This window comes from Streptomyces sp. B21-083 (assembly GCF_036898825.1).
Classification (GTDB): Bacteria; Actinomycetota; Actinomycetes; order Streptomycetales; family Streptomycetaceae; genus Streptomyces.
Map to the genome: position 1 here is coordinate 1,161,213 of NZ_JARUND010000002.1, position 11,692 is coordinate 1,172,904.

The 11,692-nt window shown below is 68.4% G+C and carries 12 protein-coding genes; 8 read left to right on the forward strand and 4 right to left on the reverse strand.

The annotated features are described in order from the left end of the window. Positions 1 to 93: 93 nt before the first annotated feature. Positions 94 to 1,086 carry an amidohydrolase family protein gene (locus QA861_RS29305; RefSeq protein WP_334591689.1) on the reverse strand — a complete coding sequence of 331 codons (993 nt, stop codon included), beginning with the start codon at positions 1,084 to 1,086 and terminating at the stop codon, positions 94 to 96. 135 nt (positions 1,087 to 1,221) lie between these two features. On the opposite strand from QA861_RS29305, the gene QA861_RS29310 reads away from it, so the two are divergent. Continuing rightward, the gene (locus QA861_RS29310) at positions 1,222 to 1,902 is read left to right on the forward strand and encodes a GntR family transcriptional regulator (RefSeq protein ID WP_334591691.1); all 681 of its coding nucleotides are present in this window, start codon (positions 1,222 to 1,224) and stop codon (positions 1,900 to 1,902) included. Positions 1,903 to 2,129: 227 nt separating this feature from the next. Here the strand turns inward: QA861_RS29310 and QA861_RS29315 are convergent, their stop codons facing one another. Beyond that, positions 2,130 to 2,462: a hypothetical protein gene (locus QA861_RS29315; RefSeq protein WP_334591692.1), complete on the reverse strand. Its 333-nt coding sequence runs from the start codon at positions 2,460 to 2,462 to the stop codon at positions 2,130 to 2,132. Between the two features lie 354 nt (positions 2,463 to 2,816). Between QA861_RS29315 and QA861_RS29320 the strand changes: the two genes are divergently transcribed. The 4 genes from QA861_RS29320 to QA861_RS29335 all read left to right on the forward strand — a co-directional run bounded on the left by QA861_RS29320 (position 2,817) and on the right by QA861_RS29335 (position 6,142). Further along, complete coding sequence (locus tag QA861_RS29320) at positions 2,817 to 3,125, forward strand: 2Fe-2S iron-sulfur cluster-binding protein (RefSeq protein WP_334591693.1); 309 nt, start codon at positions 2,817 to 2,819, stop codon at positions 3,123 to 3,125. A gap of 58 nt (positions 3,126 to 3,183) precedes the next feature. Next, complete coding sequence (locus QA861_RS29325; RefSeq protein ID WP_334591694.1) at positions 3,184 to 3,771, forward strand: VOC family protein; 588 nt, start codon at positions 3,184 to 3,186, stop codon at positions 3,769 to 3,771. A 139-nt stretch (positions 3,772 to 3,910) separates the two neighbouring features. Continuing rightward, positions 3,911 to 4,381: an acyl-CoA thioesterase gene (locus QA861_RS29330; protein WP_334591695.1), complete on the forward strand. Its 471-nt coding sequence runs from the start codon at positions 3,911 to 3,913 to the stop codon at positions 4,379 to 4,381. Positions 4,382 to 4,507: 126 nt separating this feature from the next. After that, entirely contained in the window at positions 4,508 to 6,142 is a 1,635-nt protein-coding gene (locus QA861_RS29335; RefSeq protein WP_334591696.1) for a (2,3-dihydroxybenzoyl)adenylate synthase, read from the forward strand. Between the two features lie 187 nt (positions 6,143 to 6,329). Here QA861_RS29335 and QA861_RS29340 read toward each other — a convergent pair whose 3' ends face one another. Then, positions 6,330 to 6,992 carry a TetR/AcrR family transcriptional regulator gene (locus QA861_RS29340; protein WP_334591697.1) on the reverse strand — a complete coding sequence of 221 codons (663 nt, stop codon included), beginning with the start codon at positions 6,990 to 6,992 and terminating at the stop codon, positions 6,330 to 6,332. Positions 6,993 to 7,192: 200 nt separating this feature from the next. Between QA861_RS29340 and QA861_RS29345 the strand changes: the two genes are divergently transcribed. Genes QA861_RS29345 through QA861_RS29355 form a run of 3 tightly spaced genes read left to right on the forward strand, consistent with a single transcriptional unit; the run spans position 7,193 to position 10,744 of the window. Further along, a complete protein-coding gene (locus QA861_RS29345; protein WP_334591698.1) occupies positions 7,193 to 10,012 on the forward strand; it encodes an amino acid permease in 2,820 nt (939 codons plus the stop codon). Next, positions 10,005 to 10,187: an SDR family NAD(P)-dependent oxidoreductase gene (locus tag QA861_RS29350; protein ID WP_334591699.1), complete on the forward strand. Its 183-nt coding sequence runs from the start codon at positions 10,005 to 10,007 to the stop codon at positions 10,185 to 10,187. Before QA861_RS29345 ends, QA861_RS29350 begins: the two co-directional genes overlap by 8 nt. Then, on the forward strand, positions 10,184 to 10,744 hold the full coding sequence (locus QA861_RS29355; protein WP_334591700.1) for an SDR family NAD(P)-dependent oxidoreductase: 561 nt from the start codon (positions 10,184 to 10,186) through the stop codon (positions 10,742 to 10,744). Before QA861_RS29350 ends, QA861_RS29355 begins: the two co-directional genes overlap by 4 nt. 334 nt (positions 10,745 to 11,078) lie before the next feature. On the opposite strand, the gene QA861_RS29360 is transcribed toward QA861_RS29355, so the two are convergent. Then, a complete protein-coding gene (locus QA861_RS29360; protein WP_334591701.1) occupies positions 11,079 to 11,681 on the reverse strand; it encodes a TetR/AcrR family transcriptional regulator in 603 nt (200 codons plus the stop codon). Positions 11,682 to 11,692: the final 11 nt, after the last annotated feature.

Below are 11,692 nucleotides of genomic sequence, written 5' to 3' on the forward strand. Positions count from 1 at the left end.
CGTACACGGCGAGCACGGCTGTGCTTCCCCGTTCTCTTCGATCATCCAGCCGGTCAGGCTGACGGCCACGGCTGGCCGTCGACCTGCGGTTCGCTACCTGCGGATACCGGCGACCAGCCGGTCCCAGTTGCCGGACGCGATCCCCTCACGGTCCACCTGGCTGACGGCCGCACCCTCCAGGAAGCCGGGCGCGACTCCCTGCGGTGCCGGTACGAACGGGTAGTCGGTGGAGAACAGCACCCGTTCGACCCCGACCGTCTCGATCGTCCACCGCAGATAACGCTCGCTGTACATACCGGACGGCGTGTAGAAGACGTTCTGGCGGAAGTAGTCGGCCAACGGCCGGTCCAGCTTGGTGAAGGGCGTGATCTCCTCGATGCGCTCCAGGTAGAAGAGGACCACCTCGCCCCAGTGGCCGACGATCACCTGGAGTTCAGGGAACTGGTCGAAAACGCCGTTGACGATCAGGCGCAGCAGCTGCATGCCGGTGTCGAAGTGCCACCCGACGCCGAAGAGGGTCAGCGCGGTGCTCAGCAACTCGTCGTCGACGTCGTAGTAGGCGTCACGGACGGACCGGGGCGGTGACTGCGGATGCAGGTAGAGCGGCGCGTTCAGGGCCTGCGCCCTTTCGAAGATCGGCCAGCAGTCGGCCCGGTCGAGGCTGCCCTCACGGGTTCGCGCGAGCAGCATCGCGCCGTTGAGACCCAGCGTCCGTACGGCCCGCTCCAACTCGTCGGCCGCCGCCTCCGGCGACTGTGTCGCCAGTGCCGCGAAACCCTGCAACCGCTCGGGATGCGCCTTCACCGCCTCGGCGAGCCGGTCGTTCGTATCGCTCTGGAGCGCCACCGCGTCTGCACGGTCCAGGATCTGCAGGCCCGGCGGTGTCAGGGAGAGCACCTGGACGTCGAGACCGCTCTCGTCCATGGCCGCGACCCGCGGCGTGCCCAGTTCGATCAGCGGACCGGCGTACCTCTCCATCGAGGCCACACGCAACGACGGATCGTCACACCAGCGGGGATCGAGTGCGCGCCAGGCCTCCAGCACCTCGGAGGTGACGAAGTGTTCTTCCAGACCCGTGATTCTCATTGCGGCTCCTTGCGGTTCGCGCTTGGTCGCGCGCTCACAAGCTAATCCCCGAGCTATGTTATATCAATAGCGCCGATATATGATTGCAGATGGCTCCCCGCCACTGACGTACCTCTCCGAGAGCCGAGGCCGATCGTGATCAAGACCAGCCAGGAACCGTACGTCCGCGTCCTGGAGCCCACGTCGATGGTGGACCAGGTCGCCAAGGAGATCCGCCGCTCCATCCTGGCCGGGGACCTGCGCCCCGGTCAGCAGTTCTCCCTGCGCGAGATCGCCGACCAGCTCGGCGTCAGCTTCATCCCGGTCCGCGAGGCACTGCGCCAACTCGAAGCGCAGGGGCTGGTCATCACCCGCCCCGGCAAGAGCGCCCTCGTCGCACCGCTCGACCAGGACGATCTCAACGGCATCTACCGCCTGCGCCGCCGCATCGAGCCCGAGCTCGCCAGCCGGTCCTGCCGTCTGCTGCGCGCCTCGGACTTCCAGCGTCTCCAGGCGTTCGTGTCCATGTGCGGGGACGAGGACCTGGGCGTCGACGAGATCTACGACGCCCATCGCGCGTTCCACCTCGAACTGCTGCGACCCGCCGCCACCACCTGGGAACTCCGCGTCCTGGAGAGCCTGTGGCACGCGGCCGAACGCTACATCCGCCTCGCCTTCTCCGGCCTGGACACACACCCGGAGGAACACCGGCGCCGCAAACACTCCCACGCCGCCCTCCTCGCCACCTTCCGCGACGGCGACCCGGACCGGGTCGCCCAGGCAGTGCTCGATCACCTCGACGAGAACGAGAAGATCGCACAGAAGGCGCTGTCCTGAGAAACAACGCCGCACAGCCGGCCATGAGCGGTGCGGCGTCTCGCAACGTGTAGTCATGAAGAGGCTTACCTCCTTCAGGCGTTGAAGCCCCAAAGCACCGAGGCCCTCGCACCTCAGCGCTACAGCGATCGAGTCGCCGATCAGGGTGGTCGGAGGCCCAATGAGGCGGGAGAGTTGGCCGTTCGCTCCGGCCATCTCCCCCTTCTCGATGGATGCCTCCACATCGATCAGGATCGCGGCGACCAGCCCGGGTAGCCGGCGCCTGTCGGGATGGCGGTGAAGGCCTCGGCGGAGAGTACGTCGTAACGGATCTCCTCACCTGCCTGCCGACTCAGCTCCGCCGCGTAGTCGGCGAAACCGAACGTGGTCCGCCGCTCAGCTCGTACGTCCCGTTCTCGCACCCGTCGCCGCTGAGCACGCAACCGCCACGGCGGCATGGTCGGTCCGGGCCGCGGAAGAGACACGGCGTCGCCGCCAGCCCGGGTGACCGCGACGTACCGCAGCACCTGGGCGAGCTGCTCGGTGCAGTTCCCGTAATACCCGCCGTTGCGCAGCAGCACGTAGGGCAGCCCTGACCCGGTGATCGCCTCCTCCGTGTCTCCCGGTGATCGTCGGCGATGGACCTGGCAAGGGCACCGGGCGCGCTCGTGTACACGAGGAGACCGCCGAACAGATCCGCGGCCTCACCTAGCGAACGGAGCACCGGCCGCCGGCAGTCGGGCAGGCACACGAGGAGTACGACGCGGCAAGGGCGAGACCAGACCGGTACCCACGCAGTTCAGCCCCTCCACCCTTGACGACTATCTACACTTACGTAGGATAGTTGACTATAAAGATGGTCTGATTGTCGACCCGCCTGCCCTGTCGAGCCCCGCCGATCGGGAGCCGCGGCGCGCCTGAGGAGCTGCCGAAAAATGATGATCATCCATGACCGCAAGGGCGGCCGTGTCGAGTTCGAGCCCGCCCCGGGCAAGCCCCTGATGCCCCAACTGCGCCACCAGAAGGTCGGCATCATCGGCCTGTGCAACGGCAACGCCGTATGCGGGTCCTGCCACGTCTACGTCGACAAGGAGCGGCTCGACCAGCTGCCCGAACCGGACGAGTTCGAGCTGGAACGCATCGAGGAACTCCCCGACCGCCGCGACAACTCCCGCCTCACCTGCCAGTTCGAGTACACCCCCGAACTCGACGGCATCGAGATCACCGTCGCACCCCGCAGCTGACCGCCCCCCACAGCCCCGGCACACCCCCACACCCACGCGAAACAGGGAAGTGAGCATCATGCCCGACATCCAGCCGAAGATCACCAAGAGCCACCGCACCAAGAAACCCCTCATCGACATCGGGATGATCTCCCACGGCACCCTCACCGTCATCGACATCCAGGAATCACGCCGCTTCTACGAAGAGGTCCTCGGCTTCGAAGTCATCCAGCACGCCCCCGTCGGCCTCCTCATCCGCAAGGGCACCGACCACGTCTACGTCGTCGTCGAAGAAGGCCAGGAAAGCCCCATGCGCCTCCTCGACCACAACGGCCTCGACGTCCCATCCAACGAAGCCGTCAACGACGCCCACGCCAAACTCACCGAAGTCAAAGACCAGTACGGCCTCAAACGCATCACCAAGCCCCAGGAACAGCACGGCGCCTACTCCTTCTACTTCGAAGACCTCAACAGCTGCTGGTGGGAGATCCTCGCCGGCCGCGAACACGGCTACTCCTTCGCCTACGCCGACCCCAACCGCGACATGACCGCCAAAAACGACATCGACCCCGACCTCATGGACCACGCCTTCGACGACAACTTCATCGGCGACCTCACCGCCAAACGCGCCCAAACCGACAACACCCGAGGATGCTATATTGACTAGGTAGGTTAATTCTTGACATTTAAGTCAATAAACGCTATCCATGAAGGATGACGGCTCGACGCGTACACGCACTCGGGGGCGGTCCCGTAGGCCTGGTCACGGCCCGGCGGCTGCCCCTTCGGCGCGCGGAGGACGCGTCATGAATCCCGGATGCGAACCCCTGCTGCGCCGACGGTTCCGGGTGGCCATGGGAGACACGGACGCGGCCCGGGTGATCTACTTCGCGGCGCCGGCCCGCTGGGCCGAGAGCATGATGAGCGAGTGGCTGGTCCGGGCGGGCTTCGCGACGTCGCGGCTGCTCGCGGACGGCCTCGGTACCCCGGCGGTACATACCGAGATCACGTACCTCAGCTGCCTGCGGCTGGACGATGAACTGGACGCCTGCCTGCGACTGGAGAGGGTCTCGGTGCGATCGTTCACGCTGCGCAGCGACTTCCGCCTGGTGGGAGCCCCGAAGCCGGCGGTGGTGATGCGTCTGACCCAGGTGTACGCGCGGACTTCGGGCCCCGCGCTGGAGCTTCTGCCGCTTCCGGAGGAACTGGTCGCGCGACTGGAAGGCCGGGTGGGAAGCGGCGGTCCGCACACTGCCGACGCATTGACACCGCCGTAGAAACATCACCAATCTAGCAAGCAGCAGTTGGTCACCTGGGCACAGGAAGCAGGCAGGCCGATGAAGGCGATCTCCGCGTCAGCGTCGACTTCGGAATCAGCGTTCGTTCCCTTCCCGGAGGAAGCGGTGCGTCGCTACCGGGCCGCCGGCTACTGGTCCGACCGGACTCTGGCCCAGGAGTTCCGTGCCGTGGCGGACGCCCATCCCGACCGTCCCGCGGTGCTCGCCCCGGACGCGCGCCTCACCTACGCCGAACTGGACCGGCGTACCGACAGGATCGCCGTCGGCCTGCGCGACCTGGGGCTGCGACCGGGCGACCGGGTGCTGATGCAGGTGACGAACCGCCTGTGGACCGTGCTGGCCTGGTACGGACTGCTCAAGGCCGGGGCCGTCCCGGTGGCCACGCTGGCCCAGCACCGCCGGTACGAGATCGTCGAGATCGCACGCCAGACCGAGCCCGTGGCGCACCTCGTCGAGCCGGGATTCGCCGGTCACGACCTGGTGGCCCTGGCCACGGAGGTGGCTCGGTCCCAGCCCACGCTGCGGTGGCTGCTCACCATCGGCGCCGCCCACCCGCCCGCCGGCGGGTGCGCCATAGAAGCGCTGGAGGCGATGACCCAGAGCCGTGCCGCCACCGCCCGCGACCTCGTGGACGACATCCAGGCGTCCGTCCACGCCGATTCCCTGGCCGTGCTGCAACTCTCCGGCGGAACCACCAGCACCCCGAAGCTGATCCCCCGCCTGCACAGCGAGTACTGGTACAACGCGCGAGCCGTCGCCGAGGCGAACGGTCTCGACGCCACAGGCTGCTTCGCCCACCTGCTGCCCATGGTGCACAACGCCGGCATCGTCTCCGGACTGCACGCCGCACACGCCGTCGGAGGCTGCTTCGCCCTCGCCGCGCCGGATCCCGCCCAGCTCGGGGCGATGGCCTCGCACATCACCCACATGACGCTTTCGCCGTCACTGGCGGTCATGGTGCTGCGGAATCCCGGACTGCGCGATGCCCTGACCTCTCTCCGTGTCGTCAACTGGGTGCTCGGGCCGCTGACCGCCGAGATCGTCGCCGCCTTCGAGAGCCCGTCGTGCCGGGTCATCCAGTCCTTCGGGATGGGCGAGGGCCTGTGCATGGTCACGCCGTTCTCCGCACCCCCCGAGGTCCGGCACCGCACCGTCGGGACGCCGGTCTCCCCGCTCGACGAGGTCCGCGTCTACGAGCCCGGCACCGAGACCCCCGTATCACCGGGCAGCCGGGGCGAGTTGTGCACCCGGGGCCCGTACACCATCCGCGGCTACTTCCGGGCGCCGGAGCGCGACGCCGAGGCCTTCACCTCCGACGGCTTCTACCGCACTGGTGATGTCGTCGTCGAGGTACGCGACGGGGGCCGGAGCAGTTACGCGCTCGAGGACCGCATCAAAGACCTGATCAACCGGGGCGGCGAGAAGGTCAACGCCGCCGAGGTCGAGCACCTGCTCGTCCGGCATCCGGCCGTGGAACGGGTGGCCGTGGTGGCCATGCCCGACGAACGGCTCGGCGAGCGTTCCTGCGCGTTCGTCGTCCCCAGGCCCGGGGCCCAGCCCCCCGATCTCACCGAGATCCAGCGGTACCTCGACGAGATCGGAGTCGCCAAGTTCAAGTGGCCCGAACGCATCGAGTCGTGCGGTGAGTTCCCCATGACCAATGTGTCCAAGATCGACAAGCGTGCGCTGAGGCGTCGGATCGCGGACATCCTCGACGCCGAACACCGGCACAGCGCCTAGGAACCGTGCCGATCGGCACACCAGATCCTCCGCCCGTGCCGCATCGACGGCTACGGCGAGAACGGCTTCCAGGGCTGCACAGCGCAGCGCTGACCGCCGTCGGGCCCTGGCCCGATTCCACGACCACCCGACCACCCGACCATCAACCGCACGTCCTGAAAGGCTCCATAGTGCCCGCGTCCGGACGTCATGCGCCGGGATCCCGCGCGTGCGTGGCGGCGCCGGCGCCCTTTGCTTGGAGAACCGCGTCGGCGAGCAGATCGAGAACCTGCTCGGGCCGTGTGCCATCGGGATCGGCGAGCCAGGCGAGCTCCAGGCCGTCGAACGTGACCGCCACCAACTGAGCGATTCCAGCGGCCTGTTGCGGCTCGACGCCCTTCAGGAAGGGGGCGAGGGCGTGGGCCGCCAGATCGCGGTAACTGCGGTACTGATTCCGGGCCAGCTCGCGCATGGACGGATTGCGCAACGCGAGCGCGGTGAGTTCGTAGTACCCGAGCTGGGCGCCGGGGTCGTTTCCGGTCACCTCGGCCCATGCGGCCCGCAGAGCCACCCGCAGGTCCTCGGCCGTCGCGTCGCCGTCCGGCAGGTTGCTCATCGAGACCGTCTGCTCGATGCGGTCGACGATGGAGCGGACCACGTCCTGGAGCAGTTCGTTCTTGTCCGCGAACCAGTAGTGGACGGTGCCCTGCGGAACGCCGGCCTCCTCGGCGATCTTGCGGGTCGTCGCGGCGGCGACGCCCTCCCTGCCGATGACCCGGATGGCCGCCTCGACAAGCTCCTCGCTCGTGGCGCGCTGCGCTCGGCGGCGTCTGCTGGGCGACGGCACGGACTCGACGGGCTCGGCACTCATGGGCGTCAGTGTCGCACGACGTCTCGATCTGGTCACCTGACCAATAGATCTGGTCAGGTGACCAGATCTATGCGTACGCTCGCAGCCCTCACACCTCACCGAGAGCAGGAAGAGGAGGACTCGTGGGTAGAAACAAGACAGGCGAAGGTTCCAGGCAGACCGCAGGCGTGCCCCGAGCGGGCTCAGGCGATGCGCGTCGTGTGCTGTCCACCCGCCGGGTGGTCTTCCTCGTCATCGCGGCCGCAGCCCCCATGGCGGCCATCGCGGGCAACGCGCCCCTGGCTCTGGTGCGCGGCCATGGCATCTCGCTGCCCGCCGCGTACGTCCTGGCGGCCGTGGTCCTGTTGTGCTTCGCCGTGGGTTATTCGGCGATGAGCAAGCGTGTGGTCAACGACGGCGCGTTCTACGTCTTCGTCGCTCGCGGGCTCGGCAAGCCGGCCGGTGTCGCCACCGCGTTCGTCGCGGCGCTGGGCTATCTGGCGCTCGCGGTCGGAATGGCCGCGGTGTTCGGGTACTTCACCTCGCTGGTCTTCGCCCAGTCCGGCGTGGACGTCCCGTGGGGAGTGTTCACCACGGTCGGGGTGGTCGTCGTGACGGCGTTCGGGCACCGCAGCGCAGACGTCTCAGCGCGGTTCCTCGGCGTTCTCATGGCCCTGGAGTTCGCGGTACTCATCGTCCTCGACGTCCTCGTCGTCGGACACAAGGGCGCTGCCGCGTTCCCCGCGGAGTCGTTCTTGCCCGGCCAGCTGTTCGGCGGCTCGCTCGGCATCGCACTCATGTTCGCCTTCACGAGTTTCGTGGGCTTCGAGTCGGCGGCGCTGTACGGCGAGGAGACCAAGGAGCCGGCGCGCAGCATCCCGCGTGCGCTGTACATATCGGTGACGTCGATCGCAGTCTTCTACGTGCTCACCGCGTGGGTCGTGATCGGCGGTGCAGGCGGCGCCGCGGCGCCCGAGCGGGCCCGCAAGGACCTGGGGAACCTCGTCTTCACACTCGCCGAGCAGTATGGCGGCACTGCACTCCTCAACGCCTCGGCGGTACTGCTGTGCACGAGTGTCCTCGCCTCGTGGATCGCGCTGCACAACGCCGCGAGCCGTTACCTGTTCGCGCTCGGCTGGGAGCAGGTCGCGCCCCGCGCCCTGGGCCGGTACCACCCGGTGCACCAGAGCCCGCACATCGGCAGCGCCGTCGTTGCCGCGGTCACGGTCGGCGTCGTCGGCGTGATGGGCCTGGCCGGTGCGGACCCCTACGAGACGATCGCCGCGGCGGTCGTCGGCCTGGGGACGCTGTCGATCGTGCTCGTGCAGGCGTTCACGGCGCTGGCGGTCGTGGTGTTCTTCCGCGGCCGCGGCGACCGGCGGCTGTTCCCCGGAGTCGTCGCCCCGGTCGTCGGTGCGCTCGGCCTCGGGACAGCGTTCGTCCTGGCCTCCACGAACTACGCGACCCTCACCGGCACGGACAGCGTGCTCGTCAACGCCGTACCGATCCTCATCGTGGTCACGGCCGGCGCGGGGGTCGTCTGCGCGCTGCGGCTGCGCTCCCGGCGCCCGCTCGCCTACGCCCACCTGGCCGACACGGCGAACCGGCACCGCCCGGACCCGCGCGCCCCGCACGAGCGGCCGGCGTACGCCCGGCGCTACTGCGTCGTCGGCGCCGGACCCTCCGGGATGATCATGGCCCGTAACCTGCTGCACGAGGGCGTCCCCTTCGACTGGTACGAGCGCAACCCGGACTTCGGCGGGATCTGGGACCCCGACCACGAGGGCAGCCCGATGTACGACAGCTGCCACTTCATCAGCTCCAAGTACACCAGCGGCTTCTACGGCGCCCCCATGCCGTCGAACCTTCCGGACTACCCGCGCTGGCGGGAGATCCGCGACTACATCAGGGACTTCGGCCGGCAGTACGACCTCTACCGGCACGTCCGCTTCGGCACAGCGGTGACCTCCGCCGAGCCGATCTCCGGCGACCGGTGGCGGGTCACGCTGTCCGACGGCACGGTCCACGAGTACGACGGGCTCATCTGCTGCCCCGGCGTCACCTGGCACCCGAACGAGATCACGCTGCCCGGCCAGGACGTCTTCCGTGGCACGGTCCGGCATTCGGTCACCTTCCGGGACGGCCTGGAGTTCCGCGGCAAGCGGGTGCTCATCGTCGGCGCCGGCAACTCCGGGGTCGACATCGCCTGCGACGCGGCACGGCACGCGGACACGGCGTACCTGTCGGTCCGGCGCGGTTACCGGTTCGTGCCCAAGCACGTCGCCGGGCTGCCCACCGACGCCCTGCTCAACGGCAAGCTCGAACCGCCCAAGGGGGTCGTGCTCTCCAGTGACGTCAACGCGATGCTCGACGGAATCGTCGGAGACCTGACCCGGCTCGGGCTGCCGGCGCCGGACCACGACGCGCTGAGCAGCCACCCCATCATGAACACCCAGGTGCTGCACCACCTCGCGCACGGCGACATCGTCGCCAAGCCGGACATCGCGCGCCTCACCGAGACCGGTGTGACGTTCGCCGACGGCGGCGAGGCCGAGGTCGACGAGATCGTCCTCGCGACGGGCTACGAGTACCGGATGCCGTTCCTCGACCCAGGACTGCTGGAGTGGAAGCATGGCCACCCGCAGCTGTACCTCAACGTCTTCTCGCGCGAACTGGACTCCCTGTACGTGCTCGGATTCGTCGAGTTCGCGGACGCCGCCTACAAGCGCTTCGACGAGATGGCCCAGCTCGTGATGATCGACATCAACGCACGCGAGACAGGCGTCCGCAAGGACGAGCTGACCCAACTCAAGCGCACCGACACCCCCGACCTGCGCGGCGGCGTCAAGTACATCGACAGCCCACGACACACCAACTACGTCGAGCGCTCCACGTACATGACCTACCTCGCACAGTTCCGCGACCGCTTCGGCTGGCACGACGTCGACGACCACACCTACGACGCCCTGCGCGCCGACACGCCTTCCACTGCCTCCGCAACATCCGGGTCCGAACCGCCGAAGCCACCCAGCCGTGTCTGACCGACCACCCCTGGTGCTCGTCACCGGTGCCGCCGGCGGGATCGGAGAGGCCGTCTGCGGCCGGCTCGGCGCACGGGGTCGCACGCTGCTGTGCGTCGAGCGCGACCAGCCGCTCGCGGACAAGGCAGCCCTGGCGGCGGGGGCGGACGCCTCACGTTCCTCAACGCCGGCGTGATCGGCCCCGGAGATGTCGTCGACTCCTCGGCGGCCCAGCTCCGGCTCCAACTCGACGTCATGCTCGGATCCGTGACGGAGCTCGTGGCCTCCGCGGCCCGCGTCATGAAGGCGCGCGGCCGGGGGCAGATCATCGCCACGGTGCCGATGGGCGGGATCCTCGCCCTCCCCGGATCGGCGGCGTACTCGGCGGCCAAGGCGGGGCTGCGTGCCTACCTCGCGGCGCTCAACGCCGAGTTGCGCGGCACCGGGTTCGCGGTCAGCGGCGTCTGCCCCAGCGCCGTCGATACCCCGATGCTGCTCCACGAAGCGACACACGACGGCAGCCTGATCGACTTCCTCGGGAAGGTGAGCACGGCCGACGACGTCGCGGACGTCGTCGAGCGCTCATTGCGCAAGCGCCGGCTCGAGCGCTTCCGGCCGTACAGCGACTCCATCCTGTGCCGGATCCTCGAGTCGTTCCCGTGGCTGGTACCGCCGATGCTCGGCCCTGCCGAGACGCTCGGCCGACGCGGGTGCGCCAAGCACCTGGCGCGCAAGGGGATCGCGGCAGGATGAGACAGACGTTCTCGGCGGCCGGGCACAGCCGGGGCACGCCGCTCCGCTCGCCGGTGTGGCCCGCTACGAGGGGCTGCTGCCTGGCCTCGCGATATCTCGATCCCCGCGGTTGGTCATCCGCGGGGAGGACGCCACGCGCCCACCGTCGTCGTCCATGTGGTCCCGGTCGACGGAAGGCAAGGGACGGTCGAGCGCGCCGTGCGTGCCATCCACATGGGGAGGCCGAGTAGACGGCCCGGGTGACAAGATCAAGTGACTTACTCGGCGCCACCCCCACTTCGCTCCACGGCGGCCACCGCACCCTGACGCCGCGCGTTCCGGCAGCGCAGGCCGGTCACCGCTTCCGGGCCGCGTGAGCGGAGTCGCGGAACGACCTGAGCACGTGCCGCACCATCTGTCCGGAGGTATTGGCACGGAGAAATCCCGAAATACCGCCGTAGGTGATTTCGAGTACGATCCCGCCCATGTCGAGGGCGCTGATTCTGCCATCGCGTTCCAGGTCGAGTTTGTCGAGCAGGAGTGTTCCGATTCCCTCCCACTGGTTCACGAACAACTGCCGCTGCCGCATTCCGAGATTTCCGTCCCGCTGGGCCCGTCGCAGGAATTCGATGGCGATGATTCCCCATTTCTGCTCCGCGGCACGTGTGTCGGACCAGTGGGCGACGATTTCGATGACGGCGTCCGGGTCGGTGACATCGCGCAGTACCGCGGTGAGTTCCTCGACGTCGTGCCCCGCGTTGCCCTCAAGGAGTTGCTGCAGGACGTCTTGTTTGGAGGAGAAGTTGGAGTAGAAGGCACCCTTCGAGAAACCGGCCTCGTCCGCGATGCGTTCGACCGAGGCGCCCTCGTAGCCCTCCCGTGCGACCACGTCCCGTGCCGCGTTCAGGAGCTTCTCCCGCGTGAGCGCCTGACTCTGCTCTCGCGTCAGCCTCGCCATGATGATGCTCT